Source organism: Patescibacteria group bacterium (assembly GCA_027858235.1).
Classification (GTDB): domain Bacteria; phylum Patescibacteriota; class Patescibacteriia; order Patescibacteriales; family BM507; genus BM507.
Genome location: JAQIDC010000046.1, coordinates 1 through 24,400, shown reverse-complemented (window position 1 = coordinate 24,400; position 24,400 = coordinate 1). Strand labels below are relative to the sequence as shown.

Genomic DNA, 24,400 nt, shown 5'->3' with positions numbered 1-24,400 from the left:
AAAGATTCTCACGTCACTCACTAACGTTCGCTCCTCAGAATGACAAAAGAGTTTATTCAGTTATTTATTATTCCTTCCTCGATTGTTGAAAGATTGGCATTTGTGATACCGAGACTTAAGAATCTCATAATATTAAATGCTGCTTCACCGTCTTTCATGTAATACCTTTTTCCGTCTACCGGGTTTATATACCAAGCTTCGCCACGAGATTCAACTTGTAAGAGGATTTTTCCTTTTAAATTATTTGCTAAAGCCAAATCTTCAGTCATTCTTCCAATTCCGAGAGGGTTGTAACCACCTCTCACTTCTTCCCCGTCATTGTACCCATCTAAATCAGTATCGCGTGCATACATGTCTGTTCCCAGAGCTTCTTCAATCTTGTCTGAAAGACCATCACCATCATAATCCGATATTTCAAACCTATCATTAGTCCCTATTGGAATCTTTTTCAAGTTTTCGTTTGAAATCCCAAGGCCAAAATCTCTCATCATTTGATAAGCCACTCCTCCATCGCGCATATAGTATCTTTTACTACTCTCAGCATCAACATACCAAGCTTCTCCATTGTTCTCTACTTGGAGTAAAATATAGCCTTTCAGTTTTTCGGTTAATGAAGAGCTATCTGTGCTAGCTGAGCCAGCACTCCTAATTACTCTAAAACTAGTGTCATCTTTTATTTCTCTATCTGAAACTTTTTTTATCTCAATCTTGTGAAGAGTCCCATTGAGCGTTTCCATGGCAAAACCATATTCTTTTTTATCCTCCTTAAATGAAAAAAGATAAACGTCCGGAATCAAAGAAATATCAACATAGCCCTTGGCCGTAATTTTTAAAGTTTTTATACTCTTGTTTCTATAAAAATGTTGTCCATCATCATCGGCTATCATGGAGTAAACATTAACACTAGTCCCTTCTGGTAAAATATTTCCACTAGCGCCTCGCAGGGTAATCCTAACTAAATTTCTTTTCAATTCTTTAACTGCCCTTTGCTTGTCATTAATTCTAATATCCCAATAAGTAAAATATTGGCCAACATCATCCTTGAAGCGAACAGCATAACTCCCTGCTGGATATTCATATTTTACCATTCCTTCTGAATTCGTTTTTTGTTTGGTAACTAGAGTACCTAGAATTTTATTTCCACTAACACTCCTTTCTTGTTTATACATTTCAATATCAATGTTTTCTAATGGAGAGCCATTGGCGTCTTTTAGATTGAAAAAAATATCGCTAAAAACATAATCAAAATTTAAGTCTTCTTGATTTATCACATCTAGGTCGTAAGCAATATATTCTACTCTATTTGTTCCTTGGGCTGAAAAAATATATTTTCCTTTCTTCTCGTTGTCATAAGGATGAGGCCCAGCAACATAGATTCTCACGAATCCTTCCTCTCCAGTATTTAGAGCGGAGCTCAATAAATCCTTTTTCTCGTGAATTGGTTTACCATCTATGTCGAATTTTTGGGTGTAGACCGAAAAGGCTTGATTCTTTTTTAAATTATTATCGGCATCTCTCAGTACAAATTTTATAGAACTCAAATCCTTGGTTATACTTCTATCTTCTCCGCAAGCAAATTTAATATAATCATAAAACCAAAATTCTCCGATGTTTGCATTTTTATCATACATTTTTAAGATATAATATTTTCTTGGGTCTGGGTGAAAAGGAACTATACCTCTGCCTAGCTCATTCACTTTTCCACCGACAGCTTTGTTTCCAACCTTTGGACTACCATCAATATCACTAACTTGTTCATATAGTTCAAATGAAATATTTGGGACATAGTCCCCGTCATAATTTCTAGTAACAATTTCCAAATTAGAGGTAGCTTCACAAGCACCTCCTCCGTCTGCCCATTCCCCTTCAACCACTAAGCCAACATTATTTCTCTCTTGATCTATCATTTCTAAATCCCAAAATGTTTGATAATCACCACTACCATTCTTTATCCGTACAGCATAAGTTCCTTCAGGATATTCAAAAAATGCAAAACCCTTATCATCTGTTAAAATATCTTTAATCTTTGTTCCCAGCATTTCCTCTCCGTCATAGTCATAATCCTGTTCATATATTTCGATCTTCGTATTGGCTGGAAAAGGAACTCCATAATCATCTTCGATGTAAAAAGCAATATCACTAAAAATATATGTAAATTGTTCGGTTGAACCATCACTCAAATCTAGGTCATAATAAATAAATTCTCCTCCATCTTTGCCGGGAGAAACAAAAACATAAGCGCCTCCGTCTTCCGTTGATAAATATCTAGAAGAATCGGCAACGTAAATAGTGGTCTCACCTTCTGTCGAAGTATTAAGCAGTTTTACTAAATCTTGCCGTTCTTTGATTGGATCCCCATCAACGTCATATCTTTGTGTATAAAGAGAAATACTAGCATCTTTTCTGAGTTCACCATCAGCATTTCGCAAAACGAAATTAAAACCACTTAAATATTCCGTTATTTCAAAATCCTCACCACAGGATAAATTAATATCTCCAAAAAACCAAAAAGCACCAACATTATTATTGAGGTGCCACATTTTTATTGTATATTCACTTTCCGCTGGAACAAAAGAGACATCAGAATAACCAAGCATTTCACTAATGGTCCCCCCAGCTACTTTTTTCCCAGGTTTTGGGTTCCGGTCAGCATCATAAACTGTTTCATATATTTCAAAACCAATATCTGATAGATACTTGCCTACATCGTTTCTGGCAATTACTCTCACATGAGTCGAATCGCAAACCTCTTCTTGGGCCACAACGGAATCAGAAGAGAGAAAGGCTAAAGAAAAAAGAAAAATAAAACCTAAAAAAATAACAAATGCTTTTGAAAAAATGGCTCTTTGCATAAAAAAAATTGATGTATTAATACAGCAATTATAACATATTTAGCTTATTTTATAAAATTTTGCTTAATTCTGACATCTAGGACAAAATCTAGTTCCTCTCCCCGCTACTTTTATTTTTAATATTTTTGTTCGCAGACATTTTGGACAAACAGTCTTTTCTTTTCCATAAACTTTCAAAAAATTAGCAAAACCACCTCGCTCACCTTTTGAGTCAACATAATCACTAAAAGTTGTTCCTCTTTGTTTTATCGCTTTCTTAATAATATTTTTTGTATTCTCAAATAACTCTCTCAACTCATCTTCGTTAAGAGCTGACACATTTCTAGTGGGAAGTATTCCAGATGCAAATAATATCTCATCAACATAGATATTACCTAGACCGGAAATCATATGTTGATTTAATAAAAAAGCCTTTATGTTTGTTCTTTTACCCTCGCAAACTTTTTGAAAATTTTTCCAGGTAAAGTTTTTCTGCAAAGGTTCAATCCCGTATTTCCCTTTAATCATTTTGAGCTCTAGAGCATCAACTATTTTCAAATAGCCAAACTGTCTCATATCATTAAAATACAAAGTAGAACCATCGTGGAAATGAAAAATTACATGTGAAAATTTATTTGGTAAATCTTTCTCTAATCCACCTAGTCTATATTTTTTTGATTCTTCCCTGGAATTACTATGCCCTCCAGCAACCACTTCATTTTTCCCTACATAGATAAACTGACCTGTCATTTTCAGATGAACCAAAAGATATTTTTCTAAATCTCCTTTTTTGATAGTAAATATTAAAAGTTTTCCAATCCTGTCTATATAGGAAAATTTTGAATTCAACAAAACACTCATAAAAACTTCTTGAGTGTTTTTAACAAGCTTTACTTTTTTTACTTCTAATTTAACAATCTTTTTATTTACTATCTTTTCTGATAAATCATTTCTGATTGTTTCTACTTCAGGTAATTCTGGCATATTAGAAAATTATTTTTTTAAGTTCTCTTCTTCTTTCTTTATGATTAGGAATACTAAGCGCCACTAAATCCCAGAATCTTTTGGAGTGATTCATTTCTTTCAAATGACATAGCTCATGGGCGATAATATATTCTGCTAAATGATTTGGCAAAGATATAATCCTGTAATTAAAATTTAGATTCCGTGCGCTGGAACAAGAACCCCATCTACTTTTATGATTTTTAACAAAAACCCTAGTGTATTTAAAGTTGTATAGCTTGTTTATCTCCTCTAATATGGCTGTTATGTATAGCTCAATCTCTTTTCTTTTTTTACTATCCAATTCAATGCTGGGAAGTTTGTCTACTCTGTTTTTATAAAAATCAAGAGATTTTTTTATCCAGTCTTTTTTCTTTTTTAAAAATTGATCAATACTTCCTTGAGATAACTTGCGCGGAGCAGAAACTACAACTCTTGAATCACTATGAATACTAATACTCAATCTTTTTGTTTTGACACCTCTTCTGAGCTTATATTTTATTGTATTTTCCTCCATTATTTTTTTGAAATTTGATAAACTTTTTCTAAGTATTTTTTCTTTTCTTTATCATTGGCTTTTCTCATTGAAGAAAAAAGCTTAAATGATTTTAGTTTTATCCCACATGTCATAAAAGTTCCATATTTCCAAACCTTTTTTACAGGCATTCCGAAAAAGAAATAAAAAATCCAAGGACCATCCGATGTAACAAAAATTCTAGCTGTTTTCCCTTTTAATAGCCTTAGAGGGATTCCGCTTTTTTGAAATCGATAAGCAAAACCTGCTAAAAAATTTGTATCAATAAAATTTTTCATAATAGCTGGTGCACCCCACCACCACATCGGAAAAACAAAAACCAATTCATCACTTTCTTTTATTTTCTCTTGTATCAAATCCCTTTTAGGGTCACGAGAAATATTTTTTAAATCTTCAAATGAAAAATATTCTTGTTTATACTCTTCGCTATATAAATCTATAATTTCCACTTCTTTCCCAGATTCTAGAGCTCCCTTTTTATATTCAAAAGCAATCTTGTGAGTAAAACCATAGGAAGCAGGATGTGCTTTAATGATTAATGACTTCATTTATTTAGTTGAGCTGTTTATTGTATTCTTCTAAAAGACTAAAGAATCTTTCTTTGTTTTCTTCTTTGATTGGCTTACCTGGTGGCAAGATTTCCTTGAGTGGGTCTATCTTTGAGCCATTCTTTACCATTTCATAATGAAGATGAGGGCCAGTTGAATAACCTGTTGAGCCAACATAGCCTATAATATCTCCCTGTGACACTTTCTGCCCTACTCTAACTCCTATTCTTGATTGATGAGCGTAATTAGTAGAGTATGTGCCATTGTGCCTAATCTTTGTAAGATATCCATATCCTGATGAACTCCAACCCGCAAAAGTAATTGTTCCATTCCCAACTGACCTAATTGGGGTTCCCATTGGAGCAGCATAATCAATCGCTCTGTGTGGTCCATACAAACCTATTTCCATTACCACTCTACTGCCCGTTGTATACCCAGATGAAATATATCTAAATTCTACAGGGGCTTTCAAAAACATTTTCTGAACTGAGTTGGCATCCTTATCAAAGTATCCGATATTGTCATCAGACTCTTCAAAATAATATACATCAAATTCTTTCCCGTCATTCACATAAACACCAGCCAATATACGACCTGGCATTACATACTCTCCGTCCAGATATCTTTCTTCGTAAAACATTTTAAAAGTATCTCCGACACGAGGGTCCATTGCAAAATCGATGCTCCATTGAAAAGCATTCGCCAAATCAATAATTGCCCGCTCATCAATATCGTTATTAATTGCGGCCATATAAACAGAAGTTTCAACAACCCCTTCTTTTCTGACAACTTTTATTTCATACGGAATAGGTGCTACCTCTGCAATCCAGGTGTTTATTTCTTCTGTGCTAGATGCCACAGCGTCTTCTTTGATTAAATATTTTGTGTTTCTAATATGTAATTCATCCTCTGTGTCTATTTTATATTTTAGTTCTTTAAATTCATCTGTGTCTTTATCATAAACAAGCTCAATAAAACGACCAAGTCGAATTTTAACCAAATCATAAACGTCCTCTGATGAATCATAAATCTCCATGTAGACAGAGCCAGGAATATCCATCTCCTCCATTAACGCTCCGTATGTAGAACCATCGACTATTTCAATTTTTTCTATCCTGTCTTGCTTTTCTGGTATAATAACCATCTCTTGATCAGTGCTGTCAATAGAGCTCGAATTTATCTCTTTTCCCCTATCAAACAAAAAAGAGTAGGCAAAATACCCCACCTGAACAATTAAAAATATAAGAATTAGCTTGTAAAAAAATTTCTTCATATAGAGTATATTATTATAGATTTGAGCCTAAAAGTCAATAAAAATAGAATGCCTACGAATAAGCATTCTATTATATTTTTAATACAAAAATTGTTCAGAAATATAAAATGTTTTACTTTCCCTGAGCCAAGCAATTTGAAATTTATTATTACTTTGACTAATAATAACAAATTTATCTTCAATTTTGCTCCCTTCTAGGTCAATGTCTGAAACTGGATCTCCATACCTATGAATATGGAAATTACCTACATATTCACCATGATATGATCCATAAAATTGTTCCATTACACTATCAATATCCAAAAAATATGAATAATTAGAAAGAAATACGGCATGTTGTAAATATTTCTTTATGGCAAGCAAATTTCCTGGTTCTCTCACAAACCAACGATTAAAACTTTTTATGGCCAGATCATCACCAAATCTTTTTTCTATTTCTCCTTTATATTTCTTGAAATTTGGTATCAATAAGCTTTCGTTCTCTAAGGAGGTTTTTATTTCTCTCGCAATTGGTAAAAAAGCACTTTCAATTGTAATGAAATTCAATTTATTATTTCTATGAAATATTATACCCCCCCCCAATTCCGCCGAGCCGTTTTGTGGGTCATTTCTTATCAGCTGAGCAACGTTAGCATTAAACCCGGTGTCTAAAAAAGTATCTATAAAATTCTTCTTAGACAGGTCATTTTTTTGGTTATACCAAAAATGAACATAAGAATAAATACGCAAAGGAAAATCTTTCGAAAGTTCTTTGCCTCCAACCAAAACTTGTTGACAGCTATTTCTAATTTCCTGACTAAAACTAATCTTATTTGAAATTAAATAACAAGAAATAACAATTAAAAGTAAGCAAAAAAAGAAACACTAAACGATATTTCAAGGCAATCTTATTTTTCTCACTCCAATAATTATTATTTGGTGTTAGTTTCAAATAAGCAGGGCATGGTTTTAAAATAGCCTGATAAAAAGAAGATTTCTAATTTCCGAGAAGATTGTCAACGGATTTATTTTTGAAATTATTTTCTTCATAATCATCTCCTGGCTTTAATTTCAAAGATTCTTTTTCCAAATAAATCATTTCTGATATTCTTTTTGCTAACTCCCAAGCAGTTCCGAAAGCAAATGATCCTGTATCTTTTATTGTTTGGGTAAAAACTGGATAGCAATAAGGATTAATTTCACAAATAACAATAATTTGTGCCTTTGGATTTCGATGGTGAGTTAATAATATTTCATTAATTTGTTGGGAGATATTTTCTTTATTTCCTTTGCAAACAGTCAAAATGATAACATCAAACTTGTTGGCTAAGAAAGTGTGTCCCTTTAATGAAAATGACAAAGAAATTTCCCAGGGTTCTATTCCAATATTTTTGTTTTCACCCGAGAGGTTTTTTTCTAGTTCTTTTTTTATTCTATCATTCTTGGTAACACACAAAATCTTCAATAATTCTTTCATTTTTTCCTCCTATTTTTTATTGTTAATGACCGAAATTATAAGCTTAACTTAGCATAAAATTAATTAAAAGTAAATAAAATGCACCTCGAGAGAGGTGCATTGATACTTAACACTCTATCTCTCCGTAGGTATTATCCAATTACCTAGTTCTTTTTCATTGTCCATGTCAAAACTTAAATCCCGTCCTTTTAAAATATTTTTCATCTTCTTTCTATTCGTTTCACCAAAGCCCTTCCTCTTCAAAGTATCAGAATCACACTGCACAAGTTCACCAAGATAAATTAGTTTATTCTTTTTGAAAGATGCCTTCATTTTTGAGCTAAAACTTTCAATGTCTCTTAATTTCTTATCAAGAATATTCCACAAATCAACTTCGGCGTTATCGCTAATCACAATTAGAAGCTGTTCCGATATGATTACCGTAAGTTCCAATATTTCCTCAAAGTCTAACTTTCTTTCAGAAATCGCTGATATTTTTATCAATAGATTTCCATCCTTGTCCGCATCAGAGTTTATTTCAAAAAAATCTGAAACTTTCATTTTCGTTGAACAAAAATTTATTCCCTTACTCATAATTTTCTCCTTCGTAAGATTTTAATGAACCATCATTACTTGCTACTACTCTGTGTTTCCCATAAACTAGCATAGGCTCCTCCTTTTTGCAACAATTCGAGATGGTTACCTTCTTCAATTATTTCACCTTTACTCATAACAACTATCTTATCGAAATCAACGATAGTTGAAAGCCTATGAGCAATGACTACCGTGGTTCTACCTCCCTTGGATAACTCTTTAATTGCGTCTTGAATAATTTTTTCTGATTTTGTATCAAGAGATGCGGTCGCTTCATCAAATATCAAAATACAAGGATTTTTTATTATCATACGAGCTATTGCTACTCGTTGTTTTTCTCCACCAGAAAGTTTCACGCCTCGTTCTCCAACTATTGTATCGTATCCTTCAGGGAGCTCACTTACAATAAAGTCATGTATATGAGCAATCTTAGCGGCCTTCTCAACGTCATCTTTTGTTGCATCAGTTTTCCCATATGCAATATTATGATATATTGTGTCATTAAAGAGTGTGGTATCTTGAGCTACCATCCCAATACTTTTCCTTAGAGATTTTTGCTTTACATCCCTTATGTCATTTCCGTCTAGCAAGATAGCCCCTGAACTTACATCGTATAAACGCAAGAGTAACTTTGAAATAGTAGACTTCCCAGAGCCAGAGTAACCAACCAGGGCCACACTAGATTTTGCTGGGACATCGATATTTATTCCTTTTAGCACAGTCCTTTTATCTGAATATTTAAATTCAACATCTTTCATTACTAAATGGCCTTCGATATTATCAAGATCTTTAGCATCCGCCTTATCCTTAATAGTATTTTTAACATTCAAGAGCCTAAACATCTCATCAACATCTGCCAATCCTTCTTTTACCATTCTATAAATAGATCCGAGAAAGTTTAGTGGGATAGCAATTCTTGTTAGATAAGTTGTCACAAGAACAAAATCACCAATAGTGGCTGCACCGGCCAAATACTCCCTAATAGCTAGTGCTAAAATAGCTGTAAGCCCTGTCGTGATGATAAGCCCCTGCCCCATATTGAGATTGGCTCCCATTTTGGTTGATTTTATTGCTGTCCCAACCCAGTCTTTAAGAGAAGTATTGTAACGAGAATATTCAAACTTTTCGTTTGTAAAATATTTTACTGTTTCGTAATTCAGTAAAGCATCAATCGAATGACTACTTGCTTTGTCGTCTTTTTTGTTTTTTTCTATCAGCACCTTCTGTCTTCTGTCAGTAAACTTAATAGTAAATGTAATATACACAATCACAAACCCTAGAAAGACAAGGGTAAACGAAACAGGAAATAATTTAATAAATACTATTGCTATGAACAATATCTCGATAAGTGTCGGAATAATATGAAAGGTCATAATAAAGAAAACTTGCTCTAATCCTTTTGCTCCACGAGTAATCATCCTAGAAATACCACCAGTCGCTCGATTGGTATGAAAATCCACAGGAAGAGCAATTAGATGTTTGAAAATATCCAAAGAAACATATCTTTTGATATTTGCCTGAACCTTCGCAAACAAATAATCTTTCGCACCATCCAGAAGATTTGTCCCCCAACGCAAAGCAAAAAATAAGACGATAAGACTAACTATAAGTTTTATATCTACTCCTGAAGCCTTTTCAATCAAAATATCAATCAACATTTTCATCACATAAGGATCAGCAACGGCTAATGCTTTTGAAATAATAAGCATCGACAAACTAAAGGCTATTCTCCACTTATACTTAATAAAATATGGAATTAAATTTTTAATACTTGCTTCTTCGTTTTTTTCTTCTTTTTTCATATATTAATAGTATTACAAATAAATTACTCTGACATTAAAAGCCTAAACATTCTAGCAAGCTAACAATATAAAGCAAATGTAATTTTAAAAAAACATCCCTATGAAATCCTTCATTGCTCCAAAAAGACCACCAAATAATACCCCAAAAATATTAGACTCTGTGTCGTAGGAAGAATGTGTTAAAGACGCTTCATGAAAATCTATTTGGGCTTTTTCGGCACATATTTCTATCGTTTGTATTCTATGTGAAATATCGGGGATACCACTATAAACAGAAATATGCGGGTTGATTATTGGATTACAGTGAATAGCCAGAGCTCCTCTTCTCAGTCTAGAGCTCTCAAGATATTCCACATGATCGGTCTCATGAACAATCATGGAGGCAAATTCTACATCGTTATCGAAATGTTTAAAACCAGTTGGGTCAATTGTTAATATTTTTTTATTAAAATTAGCATCAGGTGATACGACATATGCCATAAAATCAACTGCATTATACAAAACAACACTACTACTCGAACGAACACACGCATAGTCACAAATTCCATCTCGTACTTCTAATTCATCAATGTTGTTAACTACCTTTCTATAAAACGCTGGACTTTCTTTCAATAATTTAAGCGAACTCAAAAATCTATCTCTAGTAACTCCCCCTTTCTCATCAATCATTTTCAAAAGAGCTGCTTCATTTTTGATAGTTTCCTCATCACTATAGCTCGGGGCAGCAATAATGACTTTGCATGTTAATACGAAAGAATAAACCACAATAGGAATTATCAAAACCCTTTTAGCATGCGTGAGAAGTGAAGAATGTTTTTTAAAAAATTTTCTTCTTTTCGCTTTTTTACCATAAAGAGAATTAAAGATACCATCTTGCACATCATTAAGTATCTCTTTATCGGTTTGTGGTTCATTTTTTTCTTCCATAATTTTATGCTCCAATTCCGAATGAATTATCACGCATAGCTGAAATAAACAACAGGACAAAAGGCATCATAATAATTAAAAAAATTATAAAAGCTATTATCATTTCAACTATCCAAATACCGATTAAAGTAAATATTGAAAACTTATATTCTTTTATAAATAAATAGAAGAAAAGAAAAATCCCAAAAGAGAAAGCAATAAAGTACCCTGCAATTAGAACAAAAATATTTGGCAATAAATATACTAAAATATTCCTAATGATTTCGCTCAAAAAAACAGAGATATAAAAAATTGCGAATGTTTTCATTGTTCTTTCGGAGGTAACTTGATATTGCTTAAAAATATTCCTAGCAATGAAATTAAAAATAACAGCTGAAAGAAGTAGCGCTAAAATAAAAAAAACAATTCTAAAAAATAACGAAAGTATTCCACCAATTGATAGATATTTGCTTATCCCTGAAAACGGGGAATGGCTTTGTTTTAAATAGTTTTTAACCGCTACTGAATCATCTTCCCTTGATTCATCCCTCTTACTACTTGTCGAAAAAGTCAAATTTTCAATCGGCCCATCTCCTCTAGGATTATATCCTAAATCAATTTCTTCTTTATCGCTATATGAATCTCCATCAGTATCCCTTTCAAATGGGTTTGTTCCATACTCTTTCTCTTCTCTATCATTTAAACCATCTCCATCACTGTCTAAATCAAAAACATTACTTACAGGACCACTTTCGTTAATATTAGAAATTTTTTGATTCTTCTTATTCATGAAAAAAATAAAAAAAGAAACTAAAACCAGGACAAGCAAAACTCCTCCACCCATCAGCAACTGGCTCTTGCTTAGACTTTCATTGTTTTCATAATTAAATTCCTCTAATTTATTTTTATTATCAAACATATACCACGTTATAATAAATTATTTAATTTTCACTCCCAGTAGCCAAGCGAGGTCGATTATTTGACTATGATCAATAGTAATTCCTTCTAAACTTTCAATCCCTATTTTCAATCCCTGAATCTTGCTTGTTCTAAGATCAGTTCTATAGTGTTTGGTTTTTGACATTTCTGTTTTTTCTAAATCACAATTTAAAAAATCCACTTTGAAGAAAGAGGAAGAATAAAAATCAGATTCACTCGAAGGACAATTTTCAAACCTTATATCTTTTAACTGTGCAAAACGAAATTGAGAAAATTTTAACTGGCAATTAATAAATTGTACTTCCGCTAGTATTCCTTCTGACCCGATAAAACCAGTCATCCTACATTTATCAAAAACTGTTTTTTTAACATACAACTCTTCTGTTTCTAGATTAGCAAAATCGCATTCAATAAATTTAACTTCAACTAAAGAAAGTTTATTTATTATAACCTTACTAAAATCACAATTTCTAATAGTGCAATTTTTAAAATCAAGAGAATTAAAAGTTTTGCCACTAAAATCCTGTCCAATAATTTCTAAATCCTGATATTCCTCCTCATCATTCAATGTGAAATTTTGTTTTTTTGCTATATTGTTCATTATTTTTGAACATTAATCCAAACCTTTTATTAACTCGCCTTGTATATCCTCACCTCCCATGGACGCAATAATAAACCATCACCTGGGTCATCATGAGTATCATAATTGGAAATTAAAAGTTTTGATTTTGGCTTAAGTTCTTTTAGGGCGTCCATTTTCCAAGTTCGTTTTGATGTGTTTAGAAAAACGATGTACCTAGACTTTCCTAAAACGCGCATATAAGCGTAAGTTTCCCAATCGTCTGGAACCAAAGGAATATAGTCTCCGTAAACAAGTGCGGGATGTTTCCGTCTTATTTTTATAATATTTTTATAAAAATTCAATATTGATTTTTTATCACTCTCTTCAGCTTCAACATTTATATCTTTATAATTTTGATTTACTCCAAGCCAAGGATTACCGTTAGAAAAACCAGCATTTTTAGTCTTGCCCCACTGCATAGGAGTACGCGCATTATCCCTGCTCCACTTAGCGACATCTCTAAAAACAACTTCGGAATCTTCTCCATTACTAACTCGCTCTTTATATTTTTCTTTCATTTCTATATCAGAATAACAATCAATATTTTCAAACAAAACATTAGTCATTCCAATCTCTTCGCCCTGCAAAAAAAATGGTGTTCCTGGTGCGGTTAGCAAAAATGTTGCCAAACATTTAGCAGACTCTTTTCTGTATTCACCATCATCTCCAAACAAGGAAATCGGCCTAGGTGAATCATGGTTACTAAGAGTAATAGAATTCCAGCCCTTACCATTAAAAGATTCATACCATTCTCTTACCGACCTCTTCGCCTCCTCCCAATTTCCACGAGCCCCAACGACTTCATACTGATATATCAAATCAAATTCTTTTCGCGCGTAAGCAACATAATCCAAGGCACTATCTTTGTCCAAGAAATACGTTTCCCCAAAAAGAGCTGCTCCGTGTGGTGCTAAAACTTTTTCTTTTAACTCATTAATCAGTTCGTGCATCCCTGCTTGATTTGCATACAAACCTTCACCATGAATATATTTTCTATCATCACCATCTCTTTTTGGAGCATCGGGAAAGCCATCTGCTTTCATGAGATAATTGGCCATATCCATCCTAAAAGCGTCAACTCCTTTTTTGAGCCAAAAATCAACCATGTTAAATATTTCTTTTTTCACTTCGTGATTATTCCAATTTAGGTCTGCTTGCTCACGGGCAAACATGTGAAAATAATATTGATTAGTTTTTTCATCTAGCTCCCAAACCGAGTTCATAAAATGAGAAGCCCAGTTATTTGGCTCACCTCCATTTTTTCCCTCTCGCCAAATATACCAATCCCGTTTTGGATTATCAACACTAGAACGAGATTCTAAAAACCATGGATGTTCTACGGAAGTATGATTAATAACAAGATCCATCATTAGTTTCATTTTCCGCTTGTGTATTCCCTCAAGAAGTTCATCAAAGTCATCCATATTTCCAAACATAGGGTTTATAGAATAATAATCAGATATATCATAACCATTATCAGTCATTGGTGATGTATAAATTGGCGATATCCAAATAGCATCAATTCCAAGACTTTTTATATAGTCTAATTTATCGATAATACCTCTCAAGTCACCATTTCCATCTCCATTCGTATCATTAAAACTACGCGGATAAACCTGATAAACCACCGCTTCCTTCCACCATTCTTTTTTATTTTTATTTTCAAACATGAATATATTTTTAGTTGAATATATTTCTAATTATAACAAAAATCGCCATTTCTGGCGATTTTATAATTTTATTGAAAATATCATCAAACGTTATTCTATTAACAATTTTATGTTCTTAGACTCATCTTCTTTTATCACACATTTCACTAAACCCTCTTGTATGTAAGTACTGTCTGGATTTATCCCCCAGCAGCTACTAATTCCTGTTCCTGGCTCCCTTGATTCTATTATTACATAATCACCAACTAAGATTGGTGGTTTAAGCCAATTGAAATAATACCCTTCACAGTTAGAAATTATTTTTATATCTTCATTAGTGATATTTTGTGTATTTTTTATTATATACCAATATTTTGTAAGTTCATTTGTATTATTTCCTAAATATATAGAAATTTTTTCATATAAATCAGAATGATCAAACTTTTCCTTTGCTCCTTCATATAAATCTGGATTACCAATTTCATAATTACCACATCTAGGTATTTCTAAAGAAATATTTTTTTTCTCTACTACTACATCAAAATCATTAACATTAATACTTTCCTTTTTAAACACATCCTTACAATAGTTAATCTTTTCTATTTCATAATTCTCCCTTAAATCTAAATCGTAAAACCAATTTCTAATATTATTACAGTTAAGCTCTTTAAATGCCAAATAAACAATTAAACCACCTAAATCAGCAATCTTTCTTTTCTCGTCTTGTTCATAGGTAATTTCTATTTCCTTGACCGCTTTGTGTGATTCTTCTCCGGTTGTTAACTCTACTAAATTACTATCCTTATGAATGTCTACAATTTCTAAAAATTCCTTGGACTCTTTTTCTTTTACGTCCCCTTTCAATTCACTTCTACTCCATTTAGAATTAATGTCTCCTGACATTTTTTTGTTAAACACAATAAAAACTACCAATAAAGGCAGGAGAGAAATAGCAATATATATTAAGTATTTTTTCATAATATCGATTTATTGTTAGCTAAGATATTACCACTTCCCCATAGAATGTCAACAAATATTTCTTATTCCTGCCACACAAAAATCTCCATATTCTCTAGTCCATAAAAAACACTCACAATTGTGAGTGTTTTTTATTATGTGGGCCGAGAAAGATTCGAACTTTCGAAGGCTGAGCCAGCAGATTTATGCCGCCGCGGCGGCACCCCGCCCGCTGGCGGTGGCAGTCTGCCCTCGTTTATTCTACAAGATACAATGATTGATTTTCAAAAACAAAAAGAACTCCTTTTTTTGGAGTTCTTCATTTGTGGGCCGTATTGGAGCTGATTGGAACTTAATTATGCTAGAATTAACGGAATGGCACATATTATTTATAGAGATTAACGCTTTAAAATAACAAGAGCAGGACCATATTTCAAATCTATTTCCATAAATTGAATTTCTTCCTCTGTTAGCTTTGTTTTCCAAACATCTAACGGGACACGCCAATAGCCATCTGATAACTTTTCATTTTCTGAACTAATTTCCTCATTATCAAAAACATGTATTGCAATACCACCTAGATTTAGAGCGTCATAAGAATTTTTTAAAAAATCATACTGTTTACCTGTTTCAATAAATTTTAAAACTACATGACCAAAAGTTACATCATAGAGCGACCCAGGTAATGGAAGTGTGCAATCATGCTGAATGACATTAGTCTCTCCTTCTAAATGATCTGTCGAAATATCAAATGTGGTAAGGTCTACTTTTCTATTTAATATTTTTTCAAACAATATCTTGTGCGCTGAAACAAATCTCTTGTCAGCACAACCCAAAACAGCCACTCTGGCAAGGTTGTTATTATTATCAAGAGAAACTTTCTTGAAAATTTCAATTAACTCATCTTCTTTTGCTTCAATTCTATTCAAAATTTCTTCATCAATAAGACTAGAATATTTATTGTGATATTTTGATAATGCCATATATTAAAATTATTTTAGTATACTACATTATAACAAATAAAAACAGAACATAAAAATGTTCTGTTTTCCGTGTCGCCGTATTGGAGCTGATTGGAACCTAATTATGCGAGAATTAGCGGAATGGAACAAAATACTAACCAATAATTATGATATATTAAACAATTAAACTATATCACCAAGATCTGGTTTATCTTCCACAAACGAAGCCTTGATTCCAAGCGCTTCAAAATAGTGTAACATTTTTATACATGCAAATTTCTCACTTGAATAATGTGACGAACCTATAATATTTATCTTATTTTCTTTTGCAAGACTATTAAATTCTACTGCTGGAGGATACCCCCCAACTGCGCTTACGATGCCTGTAACATATGTTTTTATTCCTTTCTCTAAAAGTTCTTTTAATATTTCAGGATCATTTCCTCCCCCAGCCACAACAGCTATTTTCTGATTCGCAATATTATCACTTCCATATTTTAATAACTTAACGTTATGACCAACGGCTTTTTCAACTCTGTTCACTAAATCCTTCAGGGAATTAAGATTGGTTCCACCTATCACCCCAACTTGCACTCCGTAATATTCTGCAAAATCTTCATCAAAACTAACTCCAATCTCTTTTGCATAATTAACAGTAGTAGAAAAATACCCATTTGCATCCAATGGAACATGCAAACAATATAAAGAAATGTTTTTCTCTTTTAATTTTACAAGCAAGTCCTTGTTCATGTCCTTGAATGGAAACCCAGTAACTGTAGTGTCCCAAGTTGATGGATGGTGTGTGAAAATCAATATATTATTTTCATCCTTATCTAGAATCTCTTTTAGCACCTTGTCGCTAGGAAAAACTGCTGTATAAATTTTTTCGATCTCTTCAGCATTGTCCAAAACCAGTCCCATGTAACGCTCCTTGAAATTATCACAAATAAATTCGTTAAAATCCATTTGACTCCAATCATCACTACACTGATCCAAATGAAAATCCTTTTCCAGTTTTCGATAAATTTCTTTTGCTTTCATATCTTTTATTGAATTATTAGAACCTAATTTAAGTATAACAAAAATCGCCATTTCTGGCGATTTTAAATTTGTGGTCCGTATTGGGTCTGATTGGAACTTAAATATGCAAGAATTAGTAGGATAGTATAAGCTACAACAAGAAATTTTATCAACCAACGCTATAGTATTATAAAATAATAATGCCTTACGCAAGTAAATATTTAATCAAAATATATAAATAATATAATCCTGTTGTCATAAACACACTCGCAACAAGATATCTCATCACTTTTTCAACCTTTTGTACTATCTGAAAGGCCTTACTAACTTTCTGCAGTGAGAATGCAATTAAAAATGAGAATATAATTACAGGCAAGCCGGTCCCTAGAGTAAAAAACGGAGCCAGCAAAAAGCCTTCTGTCGAATTCAATACGAGTGGCATTAAAACCCCAAAAAATAAAACTCCACTATAGGGGCAAAATGCTAGAGCAAAAATAACACCCAATAAAAGTGAGCCGATATATCCTTTTTGAGATAACCATTCTTTTACCCTCTCTATCTTCTCGCTTTTAACTCCAATATCTATATTTATAAGCCCAAACATTATTAAACTAATGATAATCAATATTGGCCCCAACGCTTTATCGCCCCAACCCTCAAAAATATTTGATATATGAAAACTTGATATACCATAATATATCAAAATGGCCAGGAGCGTATAACTAATGCCCCTGCCCAATGTATAGAACAAGCCGTTGAGCAATGTATTCTTAATTGTTTTTAGTTCTTTCGATATATAGGCGATAGCAGTAATGTTGGTAGCTAGAGGGCAGGGACTAATTGAAGTTAAAATACCAAGCAAGAATGCTGTAAGCACCGGAATGTTATAATTGTCGATTAATGCGTTTATAAAATCCATCTTCTTATATTCCTAGACTTGAGTTAATAACAGCTTCTAAATAACTTTTAAACTTTTCTTCATCACCAAGTAAACGCCAAACATTAGCATCCTGTTTAATATTGTCTTGGCCTTGAATAATCCTATTAATAAACAATGAGGAACCAGAGGCCTTAAATTTAATAGCTATTTCTTTATTCTCTGGTAACTCAACATTTATCTCACGATAATCAATCAAGCCATCTTCAATTTGCTTGCGATACTTTTGTTCCATTGTTTCTTTAGTATATCTACCTATCGTTTTACAAGACACACAACGAGCAGTGCGATGAAAATAATATACTTCCAGCTTCTCGGCAACCATTTCAGCACTAGACACTTGATATTCACTAGTGCCTGAATTATCCCTTGTAGCTGCTGCTTGTTTTTGTTCAGTTTTGTCACCATTCTCAACAGTTGAAATCTGCCTGTTACAGCCAGTTAAAGTCACTACCGAGAAAAGCAGTAAAATGATTGACATTAATTTGTTGGGCATAAAGATTTTATTTATAATACTCTAGTTGCAATGATTGCAATTAAGCATCTTTTTTTCTAAATTATTTATAGACACCAACTGAATTGTGGTGTGATTTATTTTATAATTTTCATTTAACAAATTCTGAATACTCAGAAGTAGTTTATTCCTTTCCCCATTTTCAATATTTTCTATTTCAATATGAGCACTCAAAAATTTATTATTTGAATCTGTCTGCCAAATATGTAAATCAGCTATGTTTTTTACATTTTTAATATCTTCTAAACTTTTACGCACCTGATCAGAATCAACATCAGCAGGAACCGACTCCATCAACACATCAACTGATTTTTTTATTATATTAAAAACCTCTTTCAGAATATAAAGCGCTAAGAGTATCGATATCAAAGGATCAATTACAAACCAACCTGTATAATGAATTATCAACGCTCCTACCACTACCCCCAATGAGAATAAGGCATCTTGCAAGGAATGAAGCCAGGCACTCTTTAAGTTAAGGTTCTTGTGTTTATCTTTTTCTAGAAAATATGTAGCAATGCTATTACCGACCAAGGCAATCAAAGCAACAATCAATATGGTAGAGCCAACAACTTCAACTGGATTGAGCAATCTTTTGACTGATTCAATTAGAATAAAAATAATTACAGTTAAGAGAACAGAGCTATTGATAAATGCTATCAGTATTTCAGCTCTTTTATAGCCATAGGTCTTCTGTTTATTGCTTGGATGAAGAGAAATTTTTTCACCCCACCAACTAAGTGCAATTGCTCCCACATCAGAAAAGTTATGTATAGCATCAGACACCAAGGCCATGCTTCCAGAAAGCAAGCCTAATACTATCTCAAAAACTGTAATACAAATATTTACAATAATGGCGATTAAAATATTATTTTTCATAAGGACGTTTCAACTTTATGTTTTTTAATAATTAGAAAATAAAAGAATTAAACAAATAACCAATTATAATTATACCGATTGATACAATTCCAAAAAAAGTTGCCAGTAATTGCCATTTTAAAACCTTTTTAAGTATCATGGCCTCTGGCAAAGAAAGGCCGACTGTAGCCATCATAAAGGCTAAACCTGTTCCAATTGGCACGCCTTTAGCTACCAATGATTGGATAATTGGGATAACTCCGCTTGCGTTAGAATACAGTGGTACTGCTAATATTACTGCTAGCGGAACTCCCCAAAAACCAGCCTTCCGCAAATACACATCAAAAAATCCTTCCGGAACATAACCATGAATTAACCCACCGACAGCCACCCCCGCTAAAACATACAACATTATTTTTCTGCTAATTCCCCAGGCTTCACGGGAGATAATTTTATATACTTTTAGCCAAGGAATTTTTTTAGCATCTTCTTTACTTAATTTTTGGGATTTAATATTCCAAACAAAATCAGCTACATATTTTTCCATTTTTAATTTACCAATTACAAATCCACCAATCATACCAATTAAAATGCCGGCTGTAACATATATAATGGTAATTTTCATACCAAACATACCAATAAACAATCCAATAGCTATTTCATTAACTAGTGGAGATGTTATTAAAAATGCAAAAGTAACTCCCAGTGGAATTCGTGCTTCCATAAATCCAATAAACAAAGGGATAGATGAACAAGAACAAAAAGGAGTAAGAGCTCCAAATAATGTAGCCAAAAAATAGTCTAAACCAAATAACTTGTGTGTTGCTAAAAAATCTTTTAATTTCTCAATAGGCAAATAAAATCTTAGCAAACTCATGAAATGAGTAATGAAAATAATTAAAACAAATATTTTCAAAGAATCATAAACAAAAAACTGCAATGCGCCAGCCAAATGGCCCGTTTGCAGTGAAAAAATGTCATAAGTAATCCATTTAGAAAATAATTCTAAAGGGTAAAAAATGTCCATAGTTAGATAACTTAATTTTAAGACTAACAATCCCCTCCACAGGAACAATTCTCACATCCGTTTTTATTTCCAATATTATTTATTGTCCCACTGATAGCCTCTTTAATTTCCTCCTCTCTTTTATTGCCTCCGATCAACACTGGTTTGCCGTCAATAGCAAGGACCGGACTAGTCATTACTCCCATCTCAATCATCCTACTTACGTCAGTTATATATTCGACCTCCGTATCAATGTTTAATTCTTTTGCCATCTTTTTAGTAATTTCAAACAACTGTTTGCAAGCAGGACAACCAGAACCTAAAACTTGTATTTTCATATTAATTATTTAATAAATTGATTATAATTTTCTCAAATTCTTTTGCCTTTTTAACTCCTTGACGATACAGCACCCTTGAACCTTGTTTATTTGACTCGACAAAACCGGCGTCCTTTAACTTCCCCAAATGATATGAGACCAAATTTTGAGACAGACCTAAAGACTCATTAATATCACACACGCAAATCTCGTCATGTTTTTTAACCAAGCACAAAATACGAAGTCGATTAACATCGTTTAGTATATCAAAGTCCTTTTTAAGACTAAGCAATTCTTTTTGTTTTTTACTGCCATCAAGGCAACACTTATCCACCATATGTTTTTTATTATACTCTTAAACTAAAAAGATATCAATGACCATCGATATCTTTTATTTAATTCCAAATCATATTCCGTAAAACAAAAAATAACTGCCTAAAATTTGCAGTTATTTTATATGTGGGCCGAGAAAGATTCGAACTTTCGAAGGCTGAGCCAGCAGATTTATGCCGCCGCGGCGGCACCCCGCCCGCTGGCGGTGGCAGTCTGCCCTCGTTGAAAATGCAATATGCATATTTTACTTTTTCTCAAAACAAAAACTCCACGTCAGTGGAGTTTTCTTTGTGGGCCGAGAAAGATTCGAACTTTCGAAGGCTGAGCCAGCAGATTTACAGTCTGCCCTCGTTGACCGCTTGAGTATCGACCCGAATATTAACAATTTAATAGTTAACTTTTCAAATTAACTATTTGTTATTAACATTACTTAATAATACTTTAAACCCTTCACCGCTATTATATGACTTGATCTTCATCTCTCTTCTGTATGCATCTTGTTTCGTATCGTATTCTTCGGTATAAATCACTAACCATGGTTTATAGGCTTTTGTTGATTTTACACGACCGTTATTATGTTTTTTAAGTCTTTCATTTAAATCAGCTGTGTGTCCAATATAATATCTATTAAAATTTTCACTTTTCAAGATATAAACGATATACATATGCCAGCAGATTTATGTCGCAACTTTTTTCATTTCACTCAAAAGCGACACCCCGCCACGGCGGTGGCAGTCTGCCCTCGTTTACCTCGCCAAGGCGATGGTTGACCGCTTGAGTATCGACCCGAATATTAACAATTAACTGTATAATATCAACATCCGAAAGGTCAAAGACCGATTGCCTGCCCGTCCGGATTCGCCAGCTGGCGAAGAAGGCGGGAGTATCGACCCGAATATTAACAATTTAATAGTTAACTTTTCAAATTAACTATTTGTCATTAACATCTCTTATTATTTTTTTAAAAACTTTCCTAATAGTTACAAGTTTGTCTTCCAGGTCCTTGGCGTAGAAGGAACCCAATTTAATAAACCACTATATTGAGCTAAAAAAAACACACTCGAGTAGTGTTTTAAGTAAAACTATACAAATTTATTCTAAAACTAATTTATCACAAAAAGAAAAATATTTCAAGCCCTTTTTTGAGCAATAGCTAATTCCAAGTTTAATTCCTAATATTATCAAATACTCTAAGTAAAATAGTATCCTCAAAAATTATTTCAAAAAAAGAACACTAAACAATCCCAAAAATAAAGCAATAACAAATACTGTCGCAAATATTAAAAGAAGATAAATTCCATAAAACTTTGCAGCTTTTTTAAGGTCAATTTTATAGAAATACTTTATAATTTGAATTGTAAAAATAATTCCTAGTAGAGCAAGAGCAGAATTTTTTAATATTAAAGAAATTAAAACTGAGTAAGTAGAAACATAAAATGCTGATCTAATACTCTGATCTTTTAACTTAAATCTTTTGGAAGTTAAATATTTATTCAAAATTCGAAATTCATCATTCGAAATTACCCTTACCCCTTCCAAATCTTACTCATATACTCTCTATTCGCTCTATGGGTATTAAAAAATGAGACAAGGGCAATTGAATGTTTTACCTTTACGACCCACTCTTCTTTCCTATTGTAGAAGCAATCAATAGCATCTTCTATATTTCTCATTAGCTGTTCAAAGTCTGAATCATCCCTGTTTGGAGCTTCTAAAAACTCGCCAAATCCCCAACCACTTTTAACATCGGTTCGATATGCTTCAGACCACCAACCATCTGTAACTGACAAATTTAAGACCCCGTTTAGAGCCGCTTTCATTCCACTCGTTCCACTAGCTTCGTATCTTGGAATTGGAGTATTCAGCCATATATCACAACCTGCCACTAACTTCTTGGCTATTTCCAAATTATAAGTAGGGATAAATACAATTTTTATTTGACCCCTAAGTTGATAGGCGTATTCGGTTATTCTATTTACGAGGTCATTACTATAATGATCTCCATCGTATTTATTTCCAGAAAAAACGAGTTGAATTTTTTTATAACCAATGTTTCTTAATCTTTCAATATTTCTAAAAATAAGGTCTGCTCTTTTATACGGAACCATTCTCCTGGCAAATCCAATAGTTAAAACTTTTGAAGACAGCAAGTCATCATCTTCAACATCCTTAAGAACGGAAAACATTTTATTTGAATTAAGCCATTTTATCAAATCAATTTTTTCTTTCTTTCTGGCAGCGAGCAATTTCAAATCGGAAATATTGGAAATAACAGATTTTAATCTTTCAGGATCATGTCTCCATCCCTTAATATTATTATCAAATAAATATGCCATGTGTTTACCAATCCAACGAGGATGATAAATACCATTTGTAACATTTTCAAAGTCATATTCAGGAAACATTTCTTCACACACTTCTTCATGAACCAATGACACCGAATTCACTTTTTTGCTACAATTTAAAGCCAATTCAGTCATACCAAGTCTATCATCCAATGAAAGTTCTTTAATATTTATTGGTAAATGTTTTCCAATGGTTCTATAAACAAGATCATAATCAAAATAATCATGTCCAGCAGAAATTGGAGTATGGGTTGTGAAAGTAGTCATCTTTTTTACCGTTTCCAAGTCATGGTTGTGTTCTTTTAGATTTTCTAAAGCACTCATCGCAGCATGACCTTCATTTAAATGAAAACAAGAAACATCTATCCCAAGTTTTTTTAAAACTCTTGTTCCACCAACTCCAAGTATCAATTCTTGGCAAAGTCTTATATAGCCATCAGACGGGTAAAGATTTTTTGTAATGTCTCTATCCCAAGATTCATTGTTTTCAGAGTATGTACTCAAAAAATAAACCGGAACAATGTGACCAGATCTCCCCTTTATGTCCATTTGCCAAATAACAATTTCCACCTCTCTGTCCTCAATCTCTATCCTTACAGTCTCTTTCAGCTTTTTCATCATCTTGTTTGGCGAGAATGCCTTTTGAGGATTATCGTCAAGATGATATATAAGGGAAATGCCAACCATATTGTACTCAAGATCAGCGGCTGACAGCATCATGTCTGCTGCAAGGACTCCAAGCCCGCCTGCATAGTTTTTTAAACTATCGTCAAAAGCAAATTCCATTGAGAAATAAGCGACTTTTTTTGTTTCTTTTTTCATCTATATTTAATATGTTTTATATAATTTATTATAACATATTTTTAATATTTATGACAAGCAAAAAAACAGTAAAGTCATAGAGGATACAATACATAATGTGATTGGTGCCAAGATGGTTATTCGAAGATTCTTTAAGTATTTTAGAAAAAAATACAGGTGGCGTAAGAAATATTGGCAATATTTTGATGTTTTA

General features: G+C 32.9%; 25 protein-coding genes and 1 tRNA gene. All 26 read right to left on the bottom strand.

The window, feature by feature from the left end; all coding sequences use genetic code 11:
• Positions 1-56: 56 nt before the first annotated feature.
• On the bottom strand, positions 57-2,852 hold the full coding sequence (locus tag PF572_04155; GenBank protein MDA3840258.1) for a hypothetical protein: 2,796 nt from the start codon (positions 2,850-2,852) through the stop codon (positions 57-59).
• A gap of 63 nt (positions 2,853-2,915) precedes the next feature.
• A complete protein-coding gene (gene mutM, locus PF572_04150) occupies positions 2,916-3,815 on the bottom strand; it encodes a bifunctional DNA-formamidopyrimidine glycosylase/DNA-(apurinic or apyrimidinic site) lyase (protein ID MDA3840257.1) in 900 nt (299 codons plus the stop codon).
• Position 3,816: 1 nt separating this feature from the next.
• The gene (locus PF572_04145; protein MDA3840256.1) at positions 3,817-4,350 is read right to left on the bottom strand and encodes a M48 family metallopeptidase; all 534 of its coding nucleotides are present in this window, start codon (positions 4,348-4,350) and stop codon (positions 3,817-3,819) included.
• Positions 4,350-4,916, bottom strand: a complete 567-nt coding sequence (locus PF572_04140) for an NAD(P)H-dependent oxidoreductase (GenBank protein MDA3840255.1) — start codon at positions 4,914-4,916, stop codon at positions 4,350-4,352. Before PF572_04140 ends, PF572_04145 begins: the two co-directional genes overlap by 1 nt.
• Before the next feature lie 4 nt (positions 4,917-4,920).
• Entirely contained in the window at positions 4,921-6,189 is a 1,269-nt protein-coding gene (locus tag PF572_04135; GenBank protein MDA3840254.1) for a peptidoglycan DD-metalloendopeptidase family protein, read from the bottom strand.
• Between the two features lie 78 nt (positions 6,190-6,267).
• Complete coding sequence (locus tag PF572_04130) at positions 6,268-6,954, bottom strand: hypothetical protein (protein ID MDA3840253.1); 687 nt, start codon at positions 6,952-6,954, stop codon at positions 6,268-6,270.
• A 211-nt stretch (positions 6,955-7,165) separates the two neighbouring features.
• Positions 7,166-7,645: a hypothetical protein gene (locus tag PF572_04125; protein ID MDA3840252.1), complete on the bottom strand. Its 480-nt coding sequence runs from the start codon at positions 7,643-7,645 to the stop codon at positions 7,166-7,168.
• 114 nt (positions 7,646-7,759) lie between these two features.
• Positions 7,760-8,218, bottom strand: a complete 459-nt coding sequence (locus PF572_04120) for a hypothetical protein (GenBank protein MDA3840251.1) — start codon at positions 8,216-8,218, stop codon at positions 7,760-7,762.
• A 35-nt stretch (positions 8,219-8,253) separates the two neighbouring features.
• Positions 8,254-10,020: an ABC transporter ATP-binding protein/permease gene (locus PF572_04115; GenBank protein MDA3840250.1), complete on the bottom strand. Its 1,767-nt coding sequence runs from the start codon at positions 10,018-10,020 to the stop codon at positions 8,254-8,256.
• Positions 10,021-10,104: 84 nt separating this feature from the next.
• Positions 10,105-10,947, bottom strand: coding sequence for a hypothetical protein (locus tag PF572_04110; GenBank protein ID MDA3840249.1), 843 nt, complete (start codon positions 10,945-10,947; stop codon positions 10,105-10,107).
• A 4-nt stretch (positions 10,948-10,951) separates the two neighbouring features.
• A complete protein-coding gene (locus PF572_04105) occupies positions 10,952-11,845 on the bottom strand; it encodes a thrombospondin type 3 repeat-containing protein (protein ID MDA3840248.1) in 894 nt (297 codons plus the stop codon).
• A gap of 18 nt (positions 11,846-11,863) precedes the next feature.
• Positions 11,864-12,466, bottom strand: coding sequence for a pentapeptide repeat-containing protein (locus tag PF572_04100; protein ID MDA3840247.1), 603 nt, complete (start codon positions 12,464-12,466; stop codon positions 11,864-11,866).
• A gap of 29 nt (positions 12,467-12,495) precedes the next feature.
• Positions 12,496-14,157, bottom strand: a complete 1,662-nt coding sequence (locus PF572_04095) for an alpha-glucosidase (GenBank protein ID MDA3840246.1) — start codon at positions 14,155-14,157, stop codon at positions 12,496-12,498.
• 90 nt (positions 14,158-14,247) lie between these two features.
• Complete coding sequence (locus PF572_04090; protein ID MDA3840245.1) at positions 14,248-15,114, bottom strand: hypothetical protein; 867 nt, start codon at positions 15,112-15,114, stop codon at positions 14,248-14,250.
• Positions 15,115-15,491: 377 nt separating this feature from the next.
• A complete protein-coding gene (locus PF572_04085; protein MDA3840244.1) occupies positions 15,492-16,076 on the bottom strand; it encodes a hypothetical protein in 585 nt (194 codons plus the stop codon).
• Positions 16,077-16,238: 162 nt separating this feature from the next.
• Positions 16,239-17,096, bottom strand: a complete 858-nt coding sequence (locus tag PF572_04080) for a Nif3-like dinuclear metal center hexameric protein (protein ID MDA3840243.1) — start codon at positions 17,094-17,096, stop codon at positions 16,239-16,241.
• A gap of 184 nt (positions 17,097-17,280) precedes the next feature.
• Positions 17,281-17,994 (bottom strand): aromatic aminobenezylarsenical efflux permease ArsG family transporter, encoded by a 714-nt coding sequence (locus tag PF572_04075; protein MDA3840242.1) that lies wholly within the window; start codon positions 17,992-17,994, stop codon positions 17,281-17,283.
• Between the two features lie 4 nt (positions 17,995-17,998).
• Complete coding sequence (locus PF572_04070; GenBank protein MDA3840241.1) at positions 17,999-18,508, bottom strand: nitrophenyl compound nitroreductase subunit ArsF family protein; 510 nt, start codon at positions 18,506-18,508, stop codon at positions 17,999-18,001.
• Between the two features lie 21 nt (positions 18,509-18,529).
• Positions 18,530-19,405: a cation diffusion facilitator family transporter gene (locus tag PF572_04065; protein MDA3840240.1), complete on the bottom strand. Its 876-nt coding sequence runs from the start codon at positions 19,403-19,405 to the stop codon at positions 18,530-18,532.
• A 31-nt stretch (positions 19,406-19,436) separates the two neighbouring features.
• Entirely contained in the window at positions 19,437-20,411 is a 975-nt protein-coding gene (locus PF572_04060; protein ID MDA3840239.1) for a permease, read from the bottom strand.
• Between the two features lie 23 nt (positions 20,412-20,434).
• The gene (locus PF572_04055; protein MDA3840238.1) at positions 20,435-20,728 is read right to left on the bottom strand and encodes an MTH895/ArsE family thioredoxin-like protein; all 294 of its coding nucleotides are present in this window, start codon (positions 20,726-20,728) and stop codon (positions 20,435-20,437) included.
• Position 20,729: 1 nt separating this feature from the next.
• On the bottom strand, positions 20,730-21,044 hold the full coding sequence (locus PF572_04050) for a metalloregulator ArsR/SmtB family transcription factor (protein ID MDA3840237.1): 315 nt from the start codon (positions 21,042-21,044) through the stop codon (positions 20,730-20,732).
• Positions 21,045-21,331: 287 nt separating this feature from the next.
• Positions 21,332-21,413, bottom strand: a tRNA-Tyr gene (locus PF572_04045).
• 37 nt (positions 21,414-21,450) lie between these two features.
• Positions 21,451-21,705 (bottom strand): GIY-YIG nuclease family protein, encoded by a 255-nt coding sequence (locus tag PF572_04040; protein MDA3840236.1) that lies wholly within the window; start codon positions 21,703-21,705, stop codon positions 21,451-21,453.
• A 550-nt stretch (positions 21,706-22,255) separates the two neighbouring features.
• Positions 22,256-22,537: a hypothetical protein gene (locus PF572_04035; protein MDA3840235.1), complete on the bottom strand. Its 282-nt coding sequence runs from the start codon at positions 22,535-22,537 to the stop codon at positions 22,256-22,258.
• A gap of 29 nt (positions 22,538-22,566) precedes the next feature.
• Positions 22,567-24,207 carry an alpha-glucan family phosphorylase gene (gene glgP, locus PF572_04030; GenBank protein MDA3840234.1) on the bottom strand — a complete coding sequence of 547 codons (1,641 nt, stop codon included), beginning with the start codon at positions 24,205-24,207 and terminating at the stop codon, positions 22,567-22,569.
• Positions 24,208-24,400 lie beyond the last annotated feature (193 nt).